The sequence below is a fragment of the Limosilactobacillus albertensis genome (assembly GCF_014145555.1).
Taxonomy (GTDB): domain Bacteria; phylum Bacillota; class Bacilli; order Lactobacillales; family Lactobacillaceae; genus Limosilactobacillus; species Limosilactobacillus albertensis.
The window spans coordinates 147,811-172,084 of the sequence record NZ_JACIVD010000062.1; the positions used below are offsets into that span (position 1 = coordinate 147,811).

Sequence of the window (24,274 nt, forward strand, 5' to 3'; positions counted from 1 at the left end):
AGTATTGATGACACCTCATAAAGAAACAACTAAGGAGCCGATTGGAGACATTATTCTCTGGCCAACAATGCAAAGCGAATGGTCTAAGAATTCGACCTTTCAATTGACTTTCTCAGTATTTGACTATGATTCAGCATTGTATGATCCATTAGATGTTGAAAGTTCGATTGTGCTTGAGGGACAGGAATATATCGTAAAAAATTGTGTTGAAAACTTTGATACGAACACGAAAAATATCACTGCCTGGCATGTTTACAATGAGATTAGTCGAATTTATAAACGAAGTGACCTTACCTTAAATAATAACCAGGATAACAATGCTAGTAATGATCAGTCTTATGGAGTTGAGGACTTACTAAAGGCTTGGATTGATGGAAATAAGCTAGGCTTTAGCTATGAAGTTCATGGTAATTTTGATAAACAATCAACTTCTAAGTTCGATAGCGGCAGTGGTAAAGAGATGCTTAGTAAGATTACTGAGTTATGGCCAAGTGCAGTTATATATCCAGACAACAAGAAGATACGAGTTTATTCAGAAGATGAGTTCTATAAGGATAATGGTCGAGTAATTGATTTCCCTAGGGACGCAAAGTCAGTTAAAACTACTCGGGACAGTCAATCAATTATTAATATGATTCGTTGTGTGGGTGGTAAGCATGAAGTTCAGCACACTGTTTATACCGGGACAGGTGGAACTAATGCTAACGGACCAACCGAGCCAGTCAATGGTGATTGGACACCAGTTATTCAGTATGCTGCTAGTTTTTATGGAATAAAACCGAATGCTCAGCAACTTAATGTTTTACGGGCACAAATTCATTTGGAATCGGGTGGAAACGAGACGATTCCGCAACCAGGAACTGATCCAGATGGAGATGGTTCTGGTCCGGCGCTTGGGTTACTTCAATTTAAGCGAGGAACTTTTAATACTTATTGTCGGGAGCCCTATACAAATATCTTAAAGGGTTTTGACCAGTTAATTGCGTTCTTCAATATTCCTAATGCGCTAGGACAAATTAATGGTGTTACTGGTTGGAGTCCTCATGGTGCCCCAATCACGAAAGATAAATTGATCATTTCACCACCTAATCCGTGGGGATGGCCTTTTCCAGATATTGGAGAAGGTCATTTTTCATTGGGACAAACTTTTGGAACGCACCCTCAAGATGGAGTAGGGCGAACTAATGGTTTTCATGATGGTCTTGATTTTGGTTCTGTCGATCATCCTGGACGTGATGTTCATGCGATTCATGGTGGGAAAGTCCAGGATATTGGATATATTGCTGGACTGGAAAACTATATAACCATTGTGTCGAATGATTATTTAATTTGCTACCAGGAAGCATTTTTGAATCGAGGAGATATTACTGTTCAAGTTGGGCAAGAAGTTAAGACGGGGGATGTTATTGGCCACCGTGATACTAGCCATCTTCATATTGGAATTACTAAGCAAAAGAATTTAATGACTGCATTGAAAAGTGCCTGGTCAAATGATGGAACGTGGCTTGATCCCTTACAAGTTATTCGTGATGGTATCGGTGGTAAAGAAACTAATGATACTGTCGGAAATGATACAACTACAGAATCACAAGAAGAGTATTACTTCCAACCGTTTATGGTAGTTGATCAAAAGTCAATTGACGAATGGGGAGAACATCCTGGACCTGATCTTGTTGATGAAAGATTTCAAGATGCGGATGCAATGCGTAAATATGCCTTAACTACTCTTAAACCTGATCCGGATTTAAATATTGAAGTTACACTCCAGGGAAATTCATTTATACCTGTTGCTGGTGAAATTCTAAGGGTGCTTGCGCGTGATAAATATTCAGGTAGTTATAAAACTGTTGGCTATACGATTTATCCGGAAGCCAAGGGACAGGATAACCAGATTACGTTAAATAATTCAAAAACGACTATTTTAGATTATCAAAACCAGAAAGCTAAACGTCTGCAGGAAGCTCTTGAAGAACAACGACTTCGGATTAGTGGATTAGCAAATAGCATGGATCAGCAATCCAAGTCGTTAACGCAAGTCGTGAATGATAAGAAAGAGACGGATAAGAGTATGGAGGTTGTGGACCAGAATATTTACTGGATGCAAAATGGTCAGCATAATTTAATAACTACGATGGCCGGTGGAACTGCTTCCAGCGAAAAATATAATGACAGTCCGGTAATTGAGGTTGAACAAGGCACTCTCAGAAGCAATGAATTTAATCTCAACGGTGTCTCCTCCATCTCAAGTCGTCTTATGGCTAAGTTAAATGCGACCGATAATTCAATTTCTGCTACTACTTATGTCGAGTTCTTAAAGAGCGATGGCAGTTCTGCCGGTGAGTCGAAGGTTGTCCACATCGTCAATAACGGCGTTTGGCAATCCGCCGGCACAGTCAACATTAAGGTTCCAACCGGCACTACTAAAGGAAGATTAGTTTTCGATATTTCTGGATCTGGTAAAGCATACGTATCACGGGCCCAGGTAAATCTAGGTTATAGAGTAACGGATTGGGGTAGTTTGAGGTGAGAATAGTTATTCTTGAAAGGCGATGATTTTTTGAAAGAGTTACATACAGATGATCTCTCAATGAATAGTGGCAAATTATTTAGAGAGCAGATGGTTGAGAATTTTAAAATTATTGAACGAAATGACAGCGATATTCGTCGACTCCTACAAGAGGATCATGATGATCTGGCAAAGAAAATTAATAATGTAAACAAACGACTAGATGAATTAATGAATGGAGGTGCGATGTAGTGAGTGAACTTTTCTTACCAAAGGACTATACAAGCGAAGATGTGCCGGTCAACGAGAATAACCCCGACATCATCTACCTTGACCTATATAAGCCCCGAACGGTGTACTACAACATGCGTTCAACTTTTAACGGTCGTCAGCTTGATAAAGACGTGCCGCTAAAAGTTCAGCTTGCTTATGGTCACAAACCGCTTAATCTAAACAACATCAAAGATATTCGTTTTACTGCCGCTAAACCCGATGGCACGGGGGTACAAACGATTGGTGAATATAAAATCTTTAATCCGATTGCTGGGTTAGTCTATGTCACGATTCCAGCTGCTACTTTTTCGGCACCTGGTATGCTCTACTTTAATCTGCAAGTTATTACTAATGAAGAACAGTTACTTTCAAGCAATACCTGTTATTTTGAGGTGGAAGCCAGTTTTGCTCGTGCTGTTTTCAATGCGGGCAATTATGACACTGAAATTGAAGCCGCTAAGAAGCAAGCGTTGGAAAATATTAAGAAGTTTAACAGCGATGTTAACCAGCGGCTAGAAGATGTTAATGCAACCGCACGAGGTATTGAGACCTCAAACCATATCTTAGCCCAAGCCGTTGACGATAATGCAAATGCTATCCGAGCAGGTCTAGCACCTACTAACGGCGGAGCAAATGTTTTTACGGGGCCTAACACATTTCAGAAGTTGCTAACATTAGCGGGTGGATTAAACCTTTCTAACAAGCTAACGGTTAATGGGACTGATATTGACCTACCACAAATGCTAAAGAACCTTAACGATGCAATAGATAAGCTTAATCATGCTTTCGATGGTCACCAGATTGGCGCTGATGCTGATTTTAACAATCTAGATAACGGGATTAGCTTGGTTTATATCACTCAGCAAACAGTTCCTAAAGGTCATAACTTTCCACTGCTAGATAACAGTAAGGATAACCCGAATATCAGTATGTATGGCTTGTTGCTACAAGTCGGCAACAGCAAAGGTATGTACCCAGTTGCTTTTCAGATTTACTTTAATGTGTCCGGCTCAACGGACAGCTCAATTTATATGCGCCAAAAAGCCGGTAACTTTAATGGTGGTTGGGGTGACTGGTCTAGCTGGAATGTAAACAAATAGGAGGTAGACAATGCGAGTAACAATTGATTTAATGAAGAAGTCAACGCAAATTATCGACTTGTCAAATGTGATTAATCCACGAGTTGGCGATGATGATCTATTGCTACCTCTGCATATCGGTTATGGTGATAATCTGTTCGATATGCGGGGGAAAGACGTTGAATTTCTTTCCAATGATCCAAACAAAAAGAATATCTATATCGCTGGGACGTGTAATACCAACACACCCGGCGATAATTTGTATATGGGTGATTTAACTTTCCGTTTCCCTGCTGGTACGTTCCGAGCAGACGGCACTTATGATCCCGACAAGACAATGTTTCGCATTGTCGATAAAGAGACACAAAAAGTTATCTCATCGGTTAACGTTAAGATTACCGTCATGAAGAATGGGATTGAGTTCAACTTTGACCCGGATAAGTCTTCCTATGATAGCCGTTTGGAAACTATGCTCCATGATTTTCATGATAAAGGTCAGGCCATGCTTGATGAAATCAAGGACTTAAACAATCAAGCTAAGTCAAACGTTTCTGGTGATACTGCTACTACTGCTAATCAAGCTAAGCAACAAGCTGATGCCAATGCTGGTGACATTAGCGATCTGAAAGGTGAAGTTACTGGCGCTCGTGGTCGCTTTACTGATATGGCCGGTCGTGAAGATGCGCAAGATGCAGCAATTAATCAAAAAGAAAGCATTGCTAATGCAAATGCTAACTATACAGCATTGCAACAGAAGAATGCTCAACAAGATAGTATGCTTGCTCAAAAGGCGGGTAAATATGAGTTGGAAGATAAGTTAGCAAAAATGAACTTACAACCCGAGATGTACGCTGATTTAGAAGCGGTAAAGGCTGCTTATCCAAACGGAGCAACAAAATTAATCGCAACTGATGATGGTTATCTTGCTTTATATAGAGATGGTCAATGGGTTAAGGGTCCTCTTTTTCAAGCAGCCGGCATTGAACAGTCACTAATTGACGGTGATAACTTCATTAGTAACGGTAGTTTCACAACTGGGAAGACAGATCCTGCTATTACTATGAATAATGATACTCAGTTAGCCGTAACAGATTATTTGGGACACAAATGGCTTCAGATTACAGGAATCGGTAATTCTAGCATGCGTGGTGTGCAATGGATTGTTGAAGGATCCGATAAAGTCACTGCGATTCAGAATTATCCACTTCAACTTAGCTTCGATATTCAGTCTTCTGTGGCACAAACATTCAATATCGACATTCATTTTATTGATAACGATAATAAAGACATGAATAATTCAATTAATATCGATCAATTAACATTGAATGCTTGGCAGTTGTTTAATTATCAAAAGACTGTTGATTTAAATATCAATGCTCTAGCGGGAGTGGCTAAAGTAGTGATTATGATTTATTCAAACAATACGGGCGATTTAGGAACTATTCTCCTCACAGGATTAATGGTTAATGTTAAATATAATGATAATAAGTTGCCCGGAGCTAATTTACTGCCGTCAAAGCCATTAACAGTAAATAATAACTCTCAAATTACTGACACTTCATATCTAGGAGAAGTGTGGCATAAATTAACTACGATAATTGCTGGAACTGGTCAAGGTTATCAATGGGTAATTGATGATGCTGATAAAGTATCGTTATTGCTTAATTATCCACTTCAACTTAGCTTTAATCTTAATTCGTTGACGGTAAATCAACTATTTAATATTGATGTTCATTTCTATGATAAGAATGGTAACGATCTAGGCAACTCATACACGATCGATAGCATTCAAGCTAATACTGGTGAACTAATTCATTATGAGAAACAAGTTACGTTTGACTTTAATCATTTACAAAATGCAACAAAAATTTCTCTTATGCTTTATAGTACTAACGCAGAAGATGTTGGGACGGTTCTCTTAAATAATGAATCAGCGTTATTGAAGTTTAAGACTAATCAATTGAAGGGCCCAAGCTTATTAGCTGGACAACCATTCGTCAATAATAGTGATACGGTTATTTCGACAGTTAAGTATCTTGAGCAAGAGTGGCTACAAGTAACTTCAACAGCAAATACGCAATTCAGAGGAATTCAGTGGGCGATTGATAATAAGGACAAGATTTTCTTGGCGGCAACATACCCAATTAAATTTAACTTCAATATCCAATCTTCGGTAGCTCAGACGCTTAAACTTGATGTACACTTTTATGATAAAAATGGCAATGATCTAGGTAATTCGATTAGTGTTGATCAAATCGCATTAAATGCGTGGGAACTATTAAACTATCAGAAAGAACTGATGCTTGATTATGATCATATAAAAGATGCAACCAAAGTAGTACTAATGCTTTATACTTCAGGGACTAACGATCTAGGTATTGTTTTAATTAACGATTACAATGCAGTTCTTGAATATAACACAAACAAAAAGTCAAATAGTGCTTCTTCTCATGACTATAAACAGTTGCCAGAGGTATACCTTAACGGTTCAACATCTGGAATGAGTGGTACTAACTATGTAACGATGCAATTTAAGTTTAAGGATAACGGCCGAGAAGTTGATGGCTTCGCCTCAACCAAGTGGCAAGGTGATAGTTCATTAGCTTTTGATAAGAAGGCATATCGAATTAAAACCTTTGAGGATCAAAGCCTAACTAAGAAAATGAAGTTTAAACCTAATCCACTATGGAATCCAGATAATAAGTACAACTTAAAAGCTTATTACACTGACCCACTACTTTGCCGTGATGTCGTTAATGCCAACATCGGTACCGATATTTGGTCAACACAGAAGGGCATGCCTGACGATCTAGTAGAAACTGATGATTTTGGCTTTATCGATGGTTTCCCGGTCAAAGTCTTTATCAATAATGAATTTGTCGGTATCTACTCCTTTAACACGGCTAAGGGTGACTATGGTAAGCACGCTAAAGCTGTTATCTCAGGTGAGACGTACACTGCCCCAACTGCTTTTAGTGCCTTGCCAGATGGCGGCGTAAAGCTCGATGGTTCTGACTTCGAGATGATCTCACCAGATGAGCCAACGGATGAAATCAAGAAGGCTACTAACGACTTGATTACTTTCGTTTCAACGTCATCAGATGATGACTTCAAGGCACAACTTAGCCAGCATATCGACCTTGAGTCTTTAATTGACTACTTCATTTTCCTTAATGTTATTGAAAATGGGGACGCAGCTGGCAAAAATCAAACGTTAATCACCTGGGACTTAAAGAAGTGGTACTACCATCCTTATGATCTTGATACAACTTACGGTGTTGATTCAAATGGCAAGGTTAGTGAACCGTTAACTGATTTATTAGGGCTAAATAGTCACCTTTTCACGAGGCTGAATTCACTATTTGCCGATGAAATTAAAGCGCGTTACAAAGAATTACGAACTTGGCTGACACCAGTTTATGTTCTTAAGATGTATCGTGATCACATCAATCTAATTGGTGAGAGCAACTATGAAGACGAGTTTAAGCTTTGGAATAATCCAAATCACGATAAGGACACCTTCAATTTCCTTAAGGCTCACATTTATAAACGATTTAAGTTACTAGATAGTCTTTGGCTTAAGTAATCAAAACATAGTCGCCTCAAAAGGAGGTGAGGCAATGCACATCTTTACAATCCATTCCTTCCTTAGTCTTAGTTGGGCTGAATGGGGATCCATCCTAGTAATTGGAACCGCAGTATTTGGCGGGGCGCATAAATTAATCGGTAATCTAATTGATAAAGTTCTTAATCCAATCAATCAGAATCTTCAAAAGCTCAACAAGAATATTGAAGATTGGAATGAATGGCACAAACATGCCAATAAACGATTTGAAAATGGCGATAAGCACTTTATTCGCCACGATGAACAATTAAGAGATCATGAACGTCGAATTACAAATTTGGAGGAACAAAACAAATGAACGTCATTAACGAAATTCCATCATATTTAATTACGGTTACCGCTTCGGTAGCCTTTTTTATTGCCTTGAAACTAATGCAAAACTTTATTCACGCTAAAGTCATCCATGCCAAAACCGAAGCCTCTCGTGCTGCTTGGTCTTGTGCGGTTCAGCTTGCGGATAACGCGGTTGCTTCCTTAGTCGGCAAAGACATGGCCGGTCATGAGAAATTTCGCCAAGCAACGGATATTGTCCAACAGGCTCTCAAACAACAAGGTATCAAGAATATCGACCTCAACGCTATCGAGACGCTTGTCCAATCAGCTTATGAAAAGTCTGCATTGACACCAACCATTGATCCAACATCGCAAGAAGAAGCACAACCAACTAAACCTGCCACTATTCCAGCCGGCCAAGCACCAGCAATCGATCCAATGAAAGGGGAAGAATAACATGCGTAACCAATTTATTGATGTTTCAAGTTACCAACCAGATACTGTTGCCTTTTTCCAAGCTGCTAAAGCTCAGGGTGCATTAGGGGTCGTTGTTAAGTTAACGGAAGGGTCCGAAGATGGTTCAGCTTACGTTAACCCCCGTGCTGCTGCTCAAATCCGCAATGCATTAGCAGTTGGCTTGCGTGTATCCTGTTACCACTTTGCTCGGTATACTTCAATTGCTGATGCACAAAATGAAGCTCGATTCTTCGTTAAGATCGCTAAGCAATTCGGTATGTATGACGATACCTTGATGATTGATGATGCGGAAGTTCATTCGGCACCTGATTATCAATCAGCATCATTAGCCTTTCTCCAAGAAGTAGAAGCTCTCGGTTACAAGAATACCGGTATTTACTCCATGAAGTCCTTTTTCACTGGTGGTATTCTTAATTCGCATGGCTTCGGATCCCGTAAGATTTGGGTTGCTGGTTATGGCGTAACTTCATTAGGTATTGATAATGCTAATGCTTGGCAATATTCTGATCATGGCATCATGGGAATTGATACCAGTTATGACTTTGATGGTGCCTTTACAACCGGTTCAGTATCAGGTAATGTTCCGCAAGTTGTTATTCCAGAACCTAAGCCGGTGCAACACGTTGGCCATCCAGCAAGCGGAACCTACATTGTCCAACCAGGCGATACATTGAGTGGAATTGCTGAAAAGTACGGGACTACTTATCAGAACCTAGCAGCAATCAATAGTATTGGAAATCCAAACCAGATCAATGTCGGCCAGGTGCTTAAAGTCACCGGAAAAGCATCGAACGAAAATACTTACTTTGTTCAATCAGGCGATACTTTATCCGGAATTGCCGCCAAATTCGGTACCACTGTCTCTGATCTCGTAAGCCGTAATCACATTGCTAACCCGAATGTGATCTACGTTGGTCAAAAACTTTACTTAGCCAGCAACGGACAATCCAATGCTTACACTGTCCAAGCAGGGGACACATTAAGCGGAATCGCGGCTAAGTTTGGCAAGACCTGGCAAGCATTAGCTCAAAAGAATGACATCGCAAACCCTAACGTAATTTATGTTGGTCAGACAATTCAGATTTAATATAAGCCCTAGTGGTCGTTGCAGTGATGCAATGGTCGCTAGGGCTTTTTCTATAAAATGGAATTTGGAAAAGCAATAGGGTTATATAATTATAGAAAAATCGAGGTGATTTATTTATGGTCAATACTTTTATACTTCCTATAATCTTATCTATAATCGCTACAATTATTACAAATATTTCTAGCGAATTATTTAAAGAGTACAGACAATACAAGAAAGACTATCGTTTAGCTAAAGTGCTAGAACAAATTATTAATACATGTGATAATAAGAAAGAATTAAGGAGGATGTTAATTGATGAATACGGTCTGTGTAAACTACATGTCAGTGAATTTGAAATAGCGAAAAAGCGTTTGGACGCTCGCGAATTTTATTTAGACGCTTCGTATGTTGATAGTTTTATTTCTAAGATTAATAGCACCAATCAAAAAGAGCATGAAGTCGCAAAATATGTTAATCAGTTAGCTCCTTGTCTGCGGAAACTAGAGGCTAATAAGAATATAGGACCACTTTTTGATTTGAAGAATACTATAAATTGTAAACGCACTAAAAGTTTATGACTTTACAAAGGAGCAGTAAGAAGATTGCTTTATTAACTGTTGAGAAAACTAGTACATCGTTAAAAGAAAAGGTGAAATAGATTGCTTCATTTTTGCCCACGAAATGCCCACATAAACAAAAGGTTGCTGAAAAAGCATAAAATATTATAAGCAATCATAAAAATATTAACAGCTCATAAGTCCATATATGTCAAAGCTTATGAGCTGTTTTTAAGTGTTGTAAGAAACGTTAAAATAAAACCATTAGATAAGCCGCCTTTATGGCCGTTTTGAAGACCGATGAGCAATTGGACGAGAAGTAAGCGTTGATATAATAGAATTTTCAATCTTTAAAAATCACAAAGTAGACCAATCTTTTAACGTTTTTCCCTTATGCGGATTTCAAGGAAAGACCAAAAGATTAGTCTGCTTTTTCTTTAAGCCAAATAATGAGGGGCCTTTATCACTTATTTTCATGCAACCCTAAATCAAATGGCGTATTATAGATAATGTAATCGCTATTATGTAATTGGGAGGAATGCATTATGCAAAATAAAGATGCTTGCACATCAATTATGGTAGGTAAAAGGGCATCGCTTGATGGGACGGTATTTATCGCAAGAAATGAAGATCGTGTTAAGGCAATTGAACCCAAGCGCTTTTTAGTTAAATCAGCTGTAAAAGACCGTCATGAAACCTATGTATCTCCATATAACAAGGTTACTGTAACGTTGCCAGAAAGCGGAATGCGTTATACTTCAACTCCGAGTTTAGACCAAACTGCTGGTCCTAATGAAGAAGATGGGATTAATGAGGCCAATGTAGCTGCTTCATTCACTGAGAGTGTCTATGCAAATGACCGGGTTTTAGCCTATGACCCCTATGTAAAGAATGGGCTAGCAGAAGATTCCTTATGTACCTTGGTATTGCCATATATTCATTCTGCTCGTGAGGGTGTTGAATATACTGGAAAACTAATTGAAAAGTTTGGTTCTGCTGAGGGAAATGGGATGCAGTTTGCGGACGCTGATAATATCTGGTATATGGAAGTAGTAACGGGTCATCAATGGGTTGCTGTTCGAATTCCGGATGACTGTTATGCGGTAACACCTAACCAGGTTGCGATTGAAGATATTAATTTTACCGATCCTGATAATTATATGTGGGCAGATGGCATTCAAAAATTTGTTGAAGAACACCAACTAAATCCGGATCATGATCGGTGGAATTTCCGCCATATTTTTGGTACAAGCACGCAAAAAGACCGGCACTATAATACGCCACGAACCTGGTTTGCGCAACGATACCTTAGTCCTAAGGCTTCACAAGGTCAAATGCCTGAAGATTCTGAAATGCCCTTTATCCGTAAAGCTGAATTTAAGATTGCCAACGAAGATATTCAGTATGTTTTAAAGTCTCATTTTAACGAAACACCCTATGATCCGATGGGAGATGCTCCTGAACGAAAGACGTACCGGGCAATCTCATTATCGCGGACAGCCCAATCTCACATTTTACAAGTACGTGATCTGAATAAGTATAAGACAAGCATTCATTGGATTGAATTAGGTGTTCCAGCATTTAATCCATATGTTCCGTTTTTTGCTAATGCTGATGATACAGATGAATCTTATCGGAATGTTCCTGAAAAGATGGATTTGAAATCGGCATTTTGGTTAAATGAAGCTCTAGCAGAAGTTGTTGAAAGCCATTATCAAGAATTTATCGAAAAAGATGAAGATTATCAAAAAGAATTAAATGAATGGGCACGTCGGAAAATTGCCCAAGTTGATAAAGAAACGCTGAATCTTGAAGGACAAGCACTAATTGACTACTTAACAGAGCAAAACCATGAAGTGGCAACTCATTATAATAAACGGACAACAGAACTATTCTATGAATTGCTAACAGAGGGCTGTGAACTTTCTCGAATGTCGTTTAAAATGGATCCTAACCTTTAAGTGCTATCCACTCATTGACATTTCTCTCACTAATATTAAAATATAATTAATATAAAATGAGAGAAGGATGAAAATGAGAATTAAGGAAAGTGCTGAACGACAATATTTGGAAGAAGTCTTTTCAAAGCTGGATTTTGATCAACATGATAGCCAATTATTGGCTGATACTCTAGTAGATGCCGATTTACGAGGAATATCCTCTCACGGAATCCAGCGATTGGCTTGGTATTGTCGAATGATTAAAGATGGAACAATTATTCCGCAAAATAAGGCTAAAGTCATTCGAGAACGTCCAGGGACCATTCTTGTTGATGCAAATCAAAATATGGGACAGTTAGCAACTATTTTAGCTACCCATAAGATTATTGAAAAAGCAAAGAAAACTGGTGTAGCAATTGCCGTGATTCGTAATTCAAATCATTTTGGAACAGCTGGCTACTATACAAGATTAGCATTAAAAGCGGGCTTAGTAGGTATTGCCCTTACTAATACGCGTCCGCTCGTTGTGCCAACTAATGCAACCCAGGCCTTTTTGGGTTCTAATGCGTTTGCATTTGCTTTTCCTGCAACTCCGCACCCCTTTATGTTTGATGGGGCAACGTGTGTAGTATCTGGCGGAAAGATTCAAGTTCATGATAAGAAAAATGAGCCATTACCGGGAGAATGGGCAGTTGATAAAAACCGTAAAGTAGTAACTGACGCGCAAGAAGCTGAAGATATTCTTGCTACAGCTGCATTTACAGAAGGAGAGCAAAAGGGCGGCGGTGTGCTCACTCTTGGTGGAAATAGCGCGGTAAATTCAAACTATAAGGGAATGGGTAATTCGATTGTGATTGAATTACTAACCGGTATTTTAGCCCAGGGGTCGATTTCTGCAGATACTGTTAGTGGCAAGCATGATTTTAGTCAATTTGTAATGGTGTTTGACCCAGCATTCTTTGGCGATCCGGAAGTGCTTAAGCAAGATGCAACGTCAATGTTAAATCGTATTCGCCAGCTTAAACATATCCCTGGTAAAGAAATATGGATACCTGGAGATCGTGAATACCGTTTCTTAGCGGAAAATCAAGAAAAAGGCGTTTCAATTGATGAGAAGACTTACCAAGAAATGAAAGAAATTGGTACTGAATTGAATGTTCATGTTCCTGAATAGAATGCATTTTTGCAACGTTAATACTGATAACCTGTAGAAAAAGGAGCAAAAATTGGAAAATCGTGAATTAGTAATGTTTTGGCTTGCGGGTGATCACCATTTAGCAATCAAAAATGGCTTAACCCCCGCAATCTTAGCAGATGAGCTTAAGAAAAAAGGGTATAAGGATCACTTAATAAAGGAATTTCTTAATGATTTTGCCCGCAATTTAGAGAATGATAAGTAAAGTAAAAAAGCTCTCAACGTTTAATAGTAAACGCTGAGAGCCTTTTAATAGCCCAATATTTATTCAATAATATGGCTTAGTTATTACCTTGTAATTTTGCCATACCGTTCTTGGCAACTTCTCCTAATTGCTTAGCAGAGTCTGCCATGGCCTTCTTTTCACGGTCATTAAGCGGAACTTCGATAACCTTGGCAACACCAGAACCGTTAACAACAGCTGGAGTACCAATGTAAAGGTCGTTAAGTCCGTATTCACCGTTCATTGGGGCACCGATTGGGAGAACAGAATTTTCATCACGAAGAATAGCCTTTGAAATCCGCATTAAGGCAGTAGCAACACCGTAGAATGTAGCACCCTTACGATTAATGATTTCGTAAGCCTTGTTACGAACGTCATCTTCAATCTTAAGTAATTCGTCTTCAGAAATGCCTTCATCCTTAGCGATATCAAGTAATGGCTTACCACCAACAGTAGCACTTGAGTAGGCAGCAAATTCTGAATCACCGTGTTCACCCATGATGTTGGCAATAACATCGCGTGGGTCAACATGAAGCTTCTTACTAAGAGCAACACGAAGACGAGCGGAGTCAAGTGAAGTACCTGAACCTACAACCTTGTTCTTTGGGAAGCCAGAAAGCTTTTGAACAGCGTAAGTAAGGATATCAACCGGGTTAGCGGCAACCAAGAAGATACCATCGAAACCAGACTTAACAATTGGTTCTACAACAGACTTGATAATCTTCAAGTTCTTGTCAACTAATTGAAGACGAGTTTCCCCTGGCTTTTGTGGGGCACCAGCAGTGATAACAACTAAGTCAGCATCCTTGCAAGTGTCGTAATCTGCTGAGTAGATGTTCTTAGGAGCAGTGAAGGCAGTGGCATCTTCAAGGTCCATTGCGTCCCCTTCAGTCCGTTCCTTAATAATATCAACAATAGCAAATTCTTCAGCAATTCCTTGTTGAGCCATTGCGAAGGCATAACTTGAACCTACAGCACCGTCACCAACAAGAACAACTTTTTGATGATTCTTAGACATAATAAACAGTCTCCCTTTCATCCTATGTATACATTATTTGAGATTTCTCTCACATTAATGATTATAACATTCCGCGGGAAAATTACTATAAAATTTAATAAAGTCTTCTTGATAAATTAATTAGTAAACAAGCCGGCACCTAATATTAGGATAGCCAGAATGATGGCTGGCCATAATAGGACGTGAATTAATGTCCCAATCAAAAGAATCAGGAGAATTAAACCGATAAACTTAACTGTTAAAACACCGATTTTCCATAACAGCCAACAGATAAGAATAGCAATTAGTAAACTCAATTAAGTAATCACCTTTCATTAAAGAATTGTGAATTAAGTATAGCATTTTTCATGAAAATTAAAGTTTAAACATAGATTAAACTTTGGAACAATGGTGACCTGTGCTAAAATATATCTATCTAGGAAGATTAATTCAATTGATCAGGAATAATAATAGAGGAGGTGGCTACCATTCTGAATCGAACTAAGCAGTTTATGCGCGATAATGATTTAATGTATAAAAAAGAGTACATTCGGCCAATGATGACACCCCAACACGTATATGTGTTCCGTTTCGGCAAACACAGGTTAAATAATCGGGTAATTGTTCGTTACTCCCATACTTGGACCGGACGATTAAAAATTAACGAGATTGACGTCCGCTTGCATCATCAGCATCATCCCCGTATTTTCTTGACTGAATCGGACTTAATTGATTATTTAGTCCATCATCTTGAAAAAGAAAAAAAACGCGAACAAGAACGTCCACGTATTAATAAAGCCGGCGAGGATAAAGAATAAGGCTTTATTAGATATAATTTAGTAAATGGGAAAAATTGCCTATTATCTAAATGTACGTATCAGCAAGGGGGCTGAGAAAAAACAGAGGTGTTTTTTCCCAGCCTCTTTAGTATTTAAGGAGGGCATTAAATGGATTGGACAGCAATAAAGGTGATCACTTCTAGTGAAGCCGTTGAAGCAGTAAGCTATATTTTAACGGATGAGGGAGCTGAAGGGGTACAAATTGAAGACGCCGCTGATTTTAAAAATCTCCATAAAGGAAAATACGGGAATCACGGCGAATTTATTGATCCAGCTTCAATTCCTCATCGTCAAAGCGGCGCAGCAGTGTCGGGGTATTTCCCGCAAAATGTTTTTGTACCGGAATTATTGCCAACAATTCGGCAGCGAGTTGCAAAGCTTAAAGATTATGGCTTAAACCCAGGCGAAAATAAGGTATCGGCAGCCTCAGTTGATAATGAGCAATGGGCAACGGTTTGGCAAAAATATTACCACCCGTTAAGAGTAACGAACCAGTTAACGATTGTTCCGCAATGGGAAGACTACCATCCGGAAGATCCTCAGGAAAAATTAATTTTTCTTGATCCGGGGATGGCTTTTGGAACCGGAACTCATCCGACAACCCGCCTAATGCTTGAAGCACTGGAAAAGACTATTACTGGTAATGAATATGTGATTGATGTTGGGACCGGATCGGGAGTGTTAAGCATTGCAGCTAAGCATCTTGGTGCCGGGAAAGTCGACGCCTATGATATTGATGAAGTCGCTGTTAATTCTGCTAAAAAGAACCTAGCGCTTAATCCAGTTGCTAAAGACGTTAATGTCGGTGTTAACAGCTTGCTCGACGGTATTCACACACAGGCTGATTTGATTGTTGCAAATATCCTTGCTGAAGTCATTATTCCGCTTATTCCGCAAGCATATGAAAATCTGAAGCCAGGCGGAAAATTCCTTGTTTCAGGAATTATTGATGATAAGGCACCTTTAATTCGTCAAAAATTACAGGAGCAGGGCTTTATCATTGATGATGAGCAGCAAATGAAAGATTGGCATGGAATGATTGCTCATAAACCAGCTGAGGTGAAATAAATGCAACGATATTTTGTAAATGCTAATCCTAGTGCTGAAATTACATTGCCATCAGAAGCAGCGCGTCATTTATTAAAAGTAATGCGTGCTGGTATCGGGGCTAAAGTAGAATTGGTTTTAGCTGATCATTGTGTATATTTGGCGACGGTTAGTGTGACTGAGCCAGCTGCTAAATTAAAAATTATACAAAAATTACCTTCTAATAGTGAATTACCGGTATCTGTTACTCTTGCCTGCGGGATCCCAAAGACAAAGGAAAAGCCGGAATTAATTGTGCAAAAGTCGACAGAATTAGGTGCAGATAAAATAGTCTTTTTTGAGGCAGCACGGTCAATTAGTCATTGGCAGGGAAGCAAACAAAAAAGAAAAATCGAACGGTTACAAAAAATAGCAGAATCAGCTGCCGAACAGTCGCATCGAAATAAAGTACCGCTTGTTGAATATTGTAAAAGCCTTGATGCTTTAATAAACGATTACCCTGCTACAAAGCGTGTTGTAGCGTGGGAAGAATCAGCTAAGCAAGGTGAGACAAGTGCGTTAGCTCATCAGTTTAATGGTCTACAGGCTGGTGACTCAATGCTTGCCGTTTTTGGCCCAGAAGGCGGTTTAACAGAAACGGAAATTACTAAAATGAATAACGCTGGTATTGAAGCGGTAGGACTTGGACCGCGGATTCTCCGTACTGAAACGGCTCCCTTATATTTTATGGCAGCAATTTCGTATGCAATGGAATTGTCATAATGAGCAAGCCCTACTTATGGTAAAATAAAGGACAGCTTTAATCGGTGATTTAAAAACTGAATATAGGTGTTGAGAGAGAATGGATTTTATGAAAAAAGCGTGGGCGCGTTTAGATAAAAAATTATGGATATCAAGCATTCTAGTTGGGATTGTATTGACTTTAGTAGTAGATAAGCTGCCGTTTGTTACCCGCGTAGCAATGGTGGAACTTGTTTTAATTTTAATCAACGGACTTTTTAGCATTTGGACAGGGTATTGGATTTATAAACGCCAACAGAATTGGGGCGAATTATTTATTTTTCCAATTTTATACTTTATAACTGCATACTTTTTTATGCCTCGTTATACTTATTATTTTGCACTTGCATATCTAGCACTTGCATATTTATCGTGGGCAATGCATCAGCAAAAGTAGTTGAAAGGAGGTTTTTTGATGTCACAACAAAGGGAATTAACACATGAAGATGTGCAAAAAATCGTTGGATCATATATGAATGAAGAGCATGTTGCCTTAGTAGAAAAGGCATATCATTTTGCAGAGGTGGCTCATCACGACCAGCGGCGCAAGTCTGGCGAACCGTATATTATTCACCCAATTCAGGTTGCGGGTATCTTAGCTAATTTACATATGGACCCTGAAACGGTTTGTGCAGGCTACCTCCATGATATTGTTGAAGATACCGGGGCCACGTTGGATGATATTAAGGAGCTTTTCGGACCAACAATTGCGATGATCGTTGATGGTGATACAAAGCTTGGTAAGATTCGCTATAAATCAAATAAAGAACAAATGGCGGCGACGCACCGAAAACTATTATTAGCGATGTCAAAAGATATTCGGGTAATGATTGTTAAGCTTGCAGACCGTCTCCACAATATGCGAACCCTTAATCATCTGCGTCCAGACAAGCAACGACGTATTTCAAATGAAACGCTTGAGATTTATGCCCCGATTGCTGACCGTTTGGGGATTAGTACGATTAAATGGGAATTAGAGGACCTTTCTTTACGATATCTAAATCCGCAACAATATTACCGGATTGTTCACTTGATGAATTCACGACGGGATCAACGGGTCGATTATATTGATGATTCAATTAAGCTAATAAAAAAGGCAATTGCTGACCTTAATTTAGGACCTAATGTTGAAATATACGGACGACCAAAGCATATCTATTCTGTATATCGTAAGATGGTGACACAGCACAAGCAATTTAGTCAGATTTATGATTTACTTGCAGTGCGGATTGTCGTTGATTCGATTCGTGATTGTTATGCTGCATTAGGGGCTATTCACACTAATTGGAAACCAATGCCAGGCCGCTTTAAGGATTACATTGCAATGCCCAAAGCAAATGGCTATCAGTCGCTGCATACGACAATTATTGGCCCAGAAGGACGACCATTAGAAGTGCAGATCCGTACTCATAAGATGCATGAAATCGCTGAATATGGGGTTGCAGCACACTGGGCATATAAAGAAGGAAAAACAAACGGAATTCGTCAAAACCAAGATAGCCAAAAATTAAATGTGGTAAAAGAAATTCTTGAGTTACGGAGCGAGAGTCAGGGTACCGATGAATTTATGCAAGGAATTCAAAGCGATATCTTTACTGATAAGGTTTATGCATTTACGCCTAAAGGAGACGTAATTGAAATGCCTAAAGGATCTGGCCCGCTTGACATGGCTTACCAGATTCATACTGAGGTCGGTAATCATACAACCGGTGCAAAGGTAAATGGCCGCATTGTTCCTCTTGATTATGAGATTAAGAATGGTGATATTGTTGACATTCTTACCTCTTCTTCATCTGCAGGACCAAGCCGTGATTGGTTCGATCTTGTTTCTACTCGACGGGCAAGAAATAAGATTCGGCAGTTCTTCCGTGCACATAACCGTGAAGAGAATATTGAGCAGGGGAAACAATTACTCGAAAATGAACTGCGTGAAGCCGGATACTCACCATCAGAGTTAATGACTGATGAGAAGTGCGAAGAGGTTGCTAAAGAAGCTCATTACAATAGTAGCGATGATATGTTTGCTGCATTAGGCTTTGGTGATTTAGCACCAGTTGGGATTAGGAATCGCTTTACGGCTGATATTCGTCAACAAGCAGAGAGCGACCGTCAACAAGCTGCCGAAAAAGCAGTGCTGGAAGACCATCAGACACTTGAAAAGCCTAATGAACGTGAGCGGCAAAAGCAGGCTAAAGCATCAAGCGAGGGCGTTGTTGTTGAAGGCGTAGACAACTTGCTCGTTCGCTTAAGTCATTGTTGCAGCCCGATTCCAGGGGATGCTATTACTGGTTATATTACTAAAGGCCGCGGAGTATCTGTCCACCGTGATGATTGTCCTAACATTAAGGCTGCTCGTAAAAATGGCGAACGGATTGTTAGTGTATATTGGGCAAATCCAAATGGCGATAAGACTAACTACAATGCTGACCTTGAAGTGCAGGGCTATAATCGGAATGGACTGTTGAATGATGTCCTTAGATCAGTTAATAACAGTACACGTTTCTTAAATTCAGTTAATGGTAAAGTTGACCACAATAAGATGGTAACAATCAGCTTAACTATTGGGGTTAGAAATTTACGGCAGTTACAACTTATCATGGATGGCCTGAAAAATATTCCTGATGTTTATGTTGTTAAACGTATTATTCGCTAGGAGGATTTAAAGTGCGCATTGTCTTACAAAAAGTAAATCATGCAGCAGTTTCGATTGATAATGAAGTTGTTGGTAAAATAAAGCAGGGTTATTTACTGTTAGTTGGTTTTGCCCCCGACGATACAGAAGAAAAACTGGACTATCTAGTGCATAAAATTACCAATTTGCGTATCTTTGAAGATGAGAACGGTAAGATGAATAAAGGGCTTCGTGATGTTGATGGAGCAATTTTATCAGTCTCACAATTTACTCTTTATGCGGATACAAAACATGGTAACCGTCCTGGATTTTCACAAGCAGCACGTCCAGAGATTGCAGAGCCTTTGTATAATCTGTTTAATCAAAAGCTGGCTGCTACTGGTATCCCGGTTGAAACTGGTCATTTTGGGGCAATGATGAAAATTGATTTAGAAAATGACGGTCCAACGACGATTATCTATGAGCGTTAAATGACTGTGAAAAGTTTTTCGATGTTATTAAATTAAGCGATAACGAAAAAATGAGGTTTGATTTACACTAATTGTAAATGAAACCTCATTTGCAGTTTTAAAATTAATTATTCTTTTAGAACTGCCTTAAAATTTGATCAACCGCGCGACCATAGCTTTCGCCAAATAAAACTAAATGCATGCACAAATAGTAAAAACGATACCACGATAGACGCTCATCTAGTCCGTCATCAAATGGGAAAATACTGCTATAAGCTTGATAAAAACTATTATCAAAACCACCGAAAACGGTTGTCATTGCTAAGTCAAACTCACGATCACCAAATAAGGCATCCGGATCAATTAAAAAAGGCTCATGATTACCAGCAAATAGAAAATTTCCCGCCCATAAGTCGCCATGGAGTAAACTAGGAATGACCTCATGTTTTTGATAATAATCAGCGAATTTATTAACCATTCGTTGATAATGCTCCTGACGCCATTTGTTCCAACGACCACGCTGGCTTGCTACTGTCACTTCCGGCTCTAACCGTTGATGAATGTAAAAGTCAACCCAGCTTGAATTCCAAGAATTATCTTTAATGAGCGCTTTTGTTTGGTGGTTATCCATAAAGCCAAACTTATCATTATGCTGCTGATGCATCTTAGCTACTGCAAGGCCGAGATCTTCTTGATTACCCCATGTTTCATCAAGCCAGTTTAAGATTAAGTATGCATTTCCATCAATTTCTCCGTGATGAATTGGTGTGGGTGTATTAATGGTTTTGCCAATAGCTTTAAGCCCATTAATTTCATGATTGAAGTAAGTTTGAGAATGATTGGGCTGAACCTTGATAAAATATTTTTTACCATCATCAGTTGTAGCTTGATAAGCTAAATTAATATCACCGCCACTAACGGGTTTAATTGTTGTAATTTTTTCTAAGGGAAGTTGTTTAAACCATGCAGAATTAGGATTTTTCAAGGATAATCCCTCCTTTATTAAATTACTCTATTTATACCATTTTTGTGTGATAATTGTTAAATGAAGTTGATTGGTAAGACACTGGATAAGCTTAGTATTGACATTTATTAAGCTATCGAGTAAGGTAAAAATGTAAATTAAAGAATATTAATAGCTATTGATAAAGAATGCTCGAGTACTTGGAATTGTCAGCGATTGGAGAAGGGTGTAAGCTCCAAAACTTTCAAGCTCGATTGACACTTTTGAAGCTGAGCATTATGCTCCGCCGTTTTGGCGTTATTTATGAGTGATACCAAGGTGGTACCGTGCATTTGCACCCTTGTAATTTCAAGGGTGTTTTTTATTTAAATTGTTATTAAAGTATTGAAAGAGGGAAACGGAGAATGAAAAGAACAAATTATGCTGGAGATACAAATGAACAGCAAGTTGGTCAAAAAGTTGTCTTAAAAGGTTGGGTTGCAAAACGCCGAAACCTTGGTGGACTCATTTTTATTGATTTATGGGATCGTGAGGGCATTGTTCAGCTTGTATTTAATGAAAAAGAAAATCCTGAAACATTTAAAGTAGCAAATGCTGTTCGAAACCAATATGTTCTTGAAGTTCAAGGTAAAGTTCAACTACGGGCTGAAAAAGAAATTAATCCAGATATGAAGACTGGAAAAGTTGAAGTAGCGGTTGATAAGATCAAAGTATTAGCTAAGTCGGAAACTACACCATTTGATATTGCCGATAATGTTGATGCATCTGAAGACTTACGGATGAAGTACCGTTATCTTGACTTACGCCGGCCAGAAATGATGCGGAACTTAAAACTTCGGAGCAAGGTTGCTTCTATTGTCCACAATTACTATGATAACGAAGGATTTATGGACGTGGAAACGCCCGATTTGACTCGTTCAACTCCTGAAGGTGCTCGTGACTACATTGTACCGTCACGGGTTTATCCTGGACATTTCTATGCCTTACCGCAGTCACCACAGCTCTTTAAACAGTTATTAATGGCTGCTGGTGTTGATAAGTATTACCAATTAGCACGTTGTTTTCGGGACGAAGACTTGCGTGGTGACCGTCAACCAGAATTTACCCAAATTGATACTGAAATGAGTTTTGCTACTCCTGAGGATATTCAAACTGTTACAGAAGGCTTGATTAAACGAGTAATGAAAGAAATTGTGGGTGTCGATGTTAAGACGCCATTTCCACGGATGGAATGGCAAGAAGCGATGGACAAATATGGTTCTGATAAGCCAGACACCCGGTTTGGAATGCTGATTCATGACCTTTCTGAAATTGTTAAGAATAGTTCATTTAAGGTTTTTGCTAATACAGTTGCGGACGGTAATTACGTACGGGCCATTCGTGTTCCGGGTGGTGCCGATAAATATTCACGTAAGGATATTTCTAAGTATGAAGAATATATCAAGCGTTTTGGTGCTAAGGGACTTGCTTGGGTCAAGGTAACACCAGATGGATATAATGGTCCGGTAGCTAAGTTCTTAAATGACCAAGCTGAACAAATTAACGCAGAAATGGATGCTCAAGATGGTGACTTAATTCTCTTTGTTGCTGGAAGTTTCCATGTTGTATCAGATTCACTTGGTTACCTTCGTCGGGCAATTGCTGAAGAATTAGATATGATTAAACCAGGCCAGTGGAACTATTTATGGGTTGTTAACTGGCCAATGTTTGAATATGATGAAGGATTTGGTAAGTGGATTGCTGCCCACCACCCATTTACGATGTTAAACGAAGAGGACTTGCATTATCTTGAAGACGGCGAAGATCCTCATAAAGCACATGCCCAAAGTTACGATATTATTTTAAATGGTAACGAAATTGGTGGAGGTTCTATCCGTATTCATGATCCGAAAGTGCAAGAAAAAGTGCTAAAAGCGCTTGGCTATACAAAAGAACGTGCAGAAGCCCGCTTTGGATTCTTGCTTAAGGCCTTAACAATGGGAATGCCACCAGAAGGAGGACTAGCATTTGGGTTAGACCGTTGGGTAATGTTACTAGCTCAAGCTGATAACATTCGAGACGTTATTCCATTCCCTAAGAACTCAAAGGCAGTGGAACCATTAACAGCCGCTCCTGGTAAGGTTAGTGAGCAACAGCTTGATGACCTTAAGATCGAATTCGATGAAAAAGTCGATTATAAGCAAGACCAGGATCCTGACGAAAAATAGATATAGTAAAAAACATCCCGCAAATAAGGATAATTCTTCCTTGTTTGCAGGATGCTTTTTTACTCGCCGTTTGTAAAATTAAGTTAGAAAAATAAAAAAGCCATTTGTGATAGACTTTTGAATAACCACAAACAAAAGTAAAGGAACATCACAAATGACTTATAAACATCTTACCACACGTGAACTAACCCTCATAGCTAATTTTTGGCACCAAGGTACGAAGGCTTATCAAGCTGCTAAACTGCTTAAACGAAGCCAAGAAACTATTTACCGAGTCTATCGATTTCTTGATAGCGGTAAGACCATTGCACAGTATCTTAAGGCTTACCAACGGAATAAGCAGCGTTGTGGTCGTAAGCAGGCTCAGCTAGCCAAGGATGAGATCAGCTACATCAATGAGCAGGTTAAAGCGGGCTGGACACCTGATACGATCATTGGTCGAGCAGAACGGACAATTAGCTGTAGTATGCGGACACTTTATCGGATGTTTGCTCGTGGACAGTACAATTTTGCCGTCCAGCAATTACCGATGAAAGGCAAGCGACACCCCAATGGCTATGTCGAACGACGTGGTAAGGCGGGGCATCTCGGTCGGAGTATTTACCAGCGATACCATGATTTTCCTCACTACCAACACGAGTTTGGTCACTTTGAAGCTGATACTGTTCAAGGAAAAGCTCATCGTGGTGCGGTCATGACCTTGGTGGAACGTCAATCTAAGGTGATGATTGTGCTTAACGTTCATCGTAAAACTGATGAAGCAGTTAACTATCACTTGGATAAATGGCTTTCTAAAATACCTCGTCATTTCGTTAAGTCGATTACCTTTGATAATGGTAAGGAATTCGCGGGCTGGCGTGAGATTGCCAATAAACATGATCTTCATACTTATTTTGCGGAGGTTGGAGCGCCCAATCAACGCGGCCTGAATGAAAACAATAATGGTATCTTACGTCGTGACGGTCTCAGTAAACGATTAGACTTCCGTAATTTACCAGATGAACTAATCACCCAGCTGATGCACAAACGAAATACTATTCCACGGAAGTCACTTCACTACCGCACACCACTTGAAGTATTCCTAAGTCACGTCACAGATGAACAGCTTTCAACATTTTTCTAATTTAAATTGACATTTCGGG

General features: G+C 39.3%; 22 protein-coding genes. 19 read left to right on the forward strand and 3 right to left on the reverse strand.

Annotated features, from left to right (window positions below; all coding sequences use genetic code 11):
• The first annotated feature begins 7 nt into the window (after positions 1 to 7).
• The 11 genes from H5S41_RS06300 to H5S41_RS06350 all read left to right on the forward strand — a co-directional run bounded on the left by H5S41_RS06300 (position 8) and on the right by H5S41_RS06350 (position 13,199).
• Positions 8 to 2,527 (forward strand): phage tail protein, encoded by a 2,520-nt coding sequence (locus tag H5S41_RS06300; RefSeq protein WP_182602736.1) that lies wholly within the window; start codon positions 8 to 10, stop codon positions 2,525 to 2,527.
• 30 nt (positions 2,528 to 2,557) lie between these two features.
• The gene (locus H5S41_RS06305) at positions 2,558 to 2,758 is read left to right on the forward strand and encodes a hypothetical protein (RefSeq protein WP_182602720.1); all 201 of its coding nucleotides are present in this window, start codon (positions 2,558 to 2,560) and stop codon (positions 2,756 to 2,758) included.
• Positions 2,758 to 3,879, forward strand: coding sequence for a BppU family phage baseplate upper protein (locus tag H5S41_RS06310; RefSeq protein WP_182602721.1), 1,122 nt, complete (start codon positions 2,758 to 2,760; stop codon positions 3,877 to 3,879). Before H5S41_RS06305 ends, H5S41_RS06310 begins: the two co-directional genes overlap by 1 nt.
• A gap of 10 nt (positions 3,880 to 3,889) precedes the next feature.
• Positions 3,890 to 7,444 carry a CotH kinase family protein gene (locus H5S41_RS06315; protein ID WP_182602722.1) on the forward strand — a complete coding sequence of 1,185 codons (3,555 nt, stop codon included), beginning with the start codon at positions 3,890 to 3,892 and terminating at the stop codon, positions 7,442 to 7,444.
• Positions 7,445 to 7,478: 34 nt separating this feature from the next.
• Positions 7,479 to 7,781, forward strand: a complete 303-nt coding sequence (locus H5S41_RS06320) for a hypothetical protein (protein ID WP_003663688.1) — start codon at positions 7,479 to 7,481, stop codon at positions 7,779 to 7,781.
• Positions 7,778 to 8,212 carry a phage holin, LLH family gene (locus H5S41_RS06325; RefSeq protein ID WP_182602723.1) on the forward strand — a complete coding sequence of 145 codons (435 nt, stop codon included), beginning with the start codon at positions 7,778 to 7,780 and terminating at the stop codon, positions 8,210 to 8,212. The genes H5S41_RS06320 and H5S41_RS06325 overlap by 4 nt, the downstream gene beginning before the upstream one ends.
• Position 8,213: 1 nt before the next feature.
• A complete protein-coding gene (locus H5S41_RS06330) occupies positions 8,214 to 9,320 on the forward strand; it encodes a LysM peptidoglycan-binding domain-containing protein (protein WP_035152731.1) in 1,107 nt (368 codons plus the stop codon).
• Between the two features lie 116 nt (positions 9,321 to 9,436).
• Positions 9,437 to 9,880 (forward strand): hypothetical protein, encoded by a 444-nt coding sequence (locus H5S41_RS06335; protein ID WP_035152729.1) that lies wholly within the window; start codon positions 9,437 to 9,439, stop codon positions 9,878 to 9,880.
• 524 nt (positions 9,881 to 10,404) lie between these two features.
• Complete coding sequence (locus H5S41_RS06340; protein WP_182602724.1) at positions 10,405 to 11,820, forward strand: C69 family dipeptidase; 1,416 nt, start codon at positions 10,405 to 10,407, stop codon at positions 11,818 to 11,820.
• Positions 11,821 to 11,893: 73 nt separating this feature from the next.
• The gene (locus tag H5S41_RS06345) at positions 11,894 to 12,973 is read left to right on the forward strand and encodes an Ldh family oxidoreductase (RefSeq protein ID WP_182602725.1); all 1,080 of its coding nucleotides are present in this window, start codon (positions 11,894 to 11,896) and stop codon (positions 12,971 to 12,973) included.
• A gap of 52 nt (positions 12,974 to 13,025) precedes the next feature.
• Positions 13,026 to 13,199: a hypothetical protein gene (locus tag H5S41_RS06350; protein ID WP_182599158.1), complete on the forward strand. Its 174-nt coding sequence runs from the start codon at positions 13,026 to 13,028 to the stop codon at positions 13,197 to 13,199.
• A 76-nt stretch (positions 13,200 to 13,275) separates the two neighbouring features.
• Here H5S41_RS06350 and H5S41_RS06355 read toward each other — a convergent pair whose 3' ends face one another.
• Positions 13,276 to 14,235 (reverse strand): L-lactate dehydrogenase, encoded by a 960-nt coding sequence (locus H5S41_RS06355; RefSeq protein WP_182602726.1) that lies wholly within the window; start codon positions 14,233 to 14,235, stop codon positions 13,276 to 13,278.
• A gap of 116 nt (positions 14,236 to 14,351) precedes the next feature.
• Positions 14,352 to 14,531, reverse strand: coding sequence for a hypothetical protein (locus H5S41_RS06360; RefSeq protein WP_182602727.1), 180 nt, complete (start codon positions 14,529 to 14,531; stop codon positions 14,352 to 14,354).
• 195 nt (positions 14,532 to 14,726) lie between these two features.
• On the opposite strand from H5S41_RS06360, the gene H5S41_RS06365 reads away from it, so the two are divergent.
• The 6 genes from H5S41_RS06365 (at position 14,727) to dtd (ending at position 19,982) form a co-directional block, all read left to right on the forward strand.
• On the forward strand, positions 14,727 to 15,032 hold the full coding sequence (locus tag H5S41_RS06365; RefSeq protein ID WP_182599184.1) for a hypothetical protein: 306 nt from the start codon (positions 14,727 to 14,729) through the stop codon (positions 15,030 to 15,032).
• Between the two features lie 129 nt (positions 15,033 to 15,161).
• Complete coding sequence (prmA, locus tag H5S41_RS06370; protein WP_182602728.1) at positions 15,162 to 16,121, forward strand: 50S ribosomal protein L11 methyltransferase; 960 nt, start codon at positions 15,162 to 15,164, stop codon at positions 16,119 to 16,121.
• A complete protein-coding gene (locus H5S41_RS06375) occupies positions 16,122 to 16,862 on the forward strand; it encodes a 16S rRNA (uracil(1498)-N(3))-methyltransferase (RefSeq protein WP_182602729.1) in 741 nt (246 codons plus the stop codon).
• 79 nt (positions 16,863 to 16,941) lie between these two features.
• A complete protein-coding gene (locus H5S41_RS06380) occupies positions 16,942 to 17,277 on the forward strand; it encodes a hypothetical protein (protein WP_182602730.1) in 336 nt (111 codons plus the stop codon).
• An 18-nt stretch (positions 17,278 to 17,295) separates the two neighbouring features.
• Positions 17,296 to 19,533 (forward strand): RelA/SpoT family protein, encoded by a 2,238-nt coding sequence (locus H5S41_RS06385; protein ID WP_182602731.1) that lies wholly within the window; start codon positions 17,296 to 17,298, stop codon positions 19,531 to 19,533.
• Between the two features lie 11 nt (positions 19,534 to 19,544).
• Positions 19,545 to 19,982, forward strand: coding sequence for a D-aminoacyl-tRNA deacylase (gene dtd, locus H5S41_RS06390; protein ID WP_182602732.1), 438 nt, complete (start codon positions 19,545 to 19,547; stop codon positions 19,980 to 19,982).
• A 115-nt stretch (positions 19,983 to 20,097) separates the two neighbouring features.
• On the opposite strand, the gene H5S41_RS06395 is transcribed toward dtd, so the two are convergent.
• A complete protein-coding gene (locus H5S41_RS06395) occupies positions 20,098 to 20,946 on the reverse strand; it encodes a fructosamine kinase family protein (RefSeq protein ID WP_182602733.1) in 849 nt (282 codons plus the stop codon).
• Between the two features lie 383 nt (positions 20,947 to 21,329).
• On the opposite strand from H5S41_RS06395, the gene aspS reads away from it, so the two are divergent.
• Positions 21,330 to 23,132, forward strand: a complete 1,803-nt coding sequence (gene aspS / locus H5S41_RS06400) for an aspartate--tRNA ligase (protein ID WP_182602734.1) — start codon at positions 21,330 to 21,332, stop codon at positions 23,130 to 23,132.
• A 154-nt stretch (positions 23,133 to 23,286) separates the two neighbouring features.
• A complete protein-coding gene (locus H5S41_RS06405; RefSeq protein WP_085720378.1) occupies positions 23,287 to 24,255 on the forward strand; it encodes an IS30 family transposase in 969 nt (322 codons plus the stop codon).
• The last annotated feature ends 19 nt before the right edge of the window (positions 24,256 to 24,274 follow it).

What these genes read in the sequence shown, in the direction of transcription:
- H5S41_RS06325 (WP_182602723.1), top strand. Translation starts at nt 7,778, where the DNA reads ATGAACGTCATTAACGAAATTCCATCATATTTAATTACGGTTACCGCT.
- aspS (WP_182602734.1), top strand. Translation starts at nt 21,330, where the DNA reads ATGAAAAGAACAAATTATGCTGGAGATACAAATGAACAGCAAGTTGGT.
- H5S41_RS06340 (WP_182602724.1), top strand. Translation starts at nt 10,405, where the DNA reads ATGCAAAATAAAGATGCTTGCACATCAATTATGGTAGGTAAAAGGGCA.
- H5S41_RS06320 (WP_003663688.1), top strand. Translation starts at nt 7,479, where the DNA reads ATGCACATCTTTACAATCCATTCCTTCCTTAGTCTTAGTTGGGCTGAA.
- prmA (WP_182602728.1), top strand. Translation starts at nt 15,162, where the DNA reads ATGGATTGGACAGCAATAAAGGTGATCACTTCTAGTGAAGCCGTTGAA.
- H5S41_RS06355 (WP_182602726.1), bottom strand. Translation starts at nt 14,235, where the DNA reads ATGTCTAAGAATCATCAAAAAGTTGTTCTTGTTGGTGACGGTGCTGTA.
- H5S41_RS06330 (WP_035152731.1), top strand. Translation starts at nt 8,214, where the DNA reads ATGCGTAACCAATTTATTGATGTTTCAAGTTACCAACCAGATACTGTT.
- H5S41_RS06405 (WP_085720378.1), top strand. Translation starts at nt 23,287, where the DNA reads ATGACTTATAAACATCTTACCACACGTGAACTAACCCTCATAGCTAAT.
- H5S41_RS06365 (WP_182599184.1), top strand. Translation starts at nt 14,727, where the DNA reads ATGCGCGATAATGATTTAATGTATAAAAAAGAGTACATTCGGCCAATG.
- H5S41_RS06345 (WP_182602725.1), top strand. Translation starts at nt 11,894, where the DNA reads ATGAGAATTAAGGAAAGTGCTGAACGACAATATTTGGAAGAAGTCTTT.
- H5S41_RS06335 (WP_035152729.1), top strand. Translation starts at nt 9,437, where the DNA reads ATGGTCAATACTTTTATACTTCCTATAATCTTATCTATAATCGCTACA.
- H5S41_RS06315 (WP_182602722.1), top strand. Translation starts at nt 3,890, where the DNA reads ATGCGAGTAACAATTGATTTAATGAAGAAGTCAACGCAAATTATCGAC.
- H5S41_RS06385 (WP_182602731.1), top strand. Translation starts at nt 17,296, where the DNA reads ATGTCACAACAAAGGGAATTAACACATGAAGATGTGCAAAAAATCGTT.
- H5S41_RS06300 (WP_182602736.1), top strand. Translation starts at nt 8, where the DNA reads ATGACACCTCATAAAGAAACAACTAAGGAGCCGATTGGAGACATTATT.
- H5S41_RS06375 (WP_182602729.1), top strand. Translation starts at nt 16,122, where the DNA reads ATGCAACGATATTTTGTAAATGCTAATCCTAGTGCTGAAATTACATTG.
- H5S41_RS06380 (WP_182602730.1), top strand. Translation starts at nt 16,942, where the DNA reads ATGGATTTTATGAAAAAAGCGTGGGCGCGTTTAGATAAAAAATTATGG.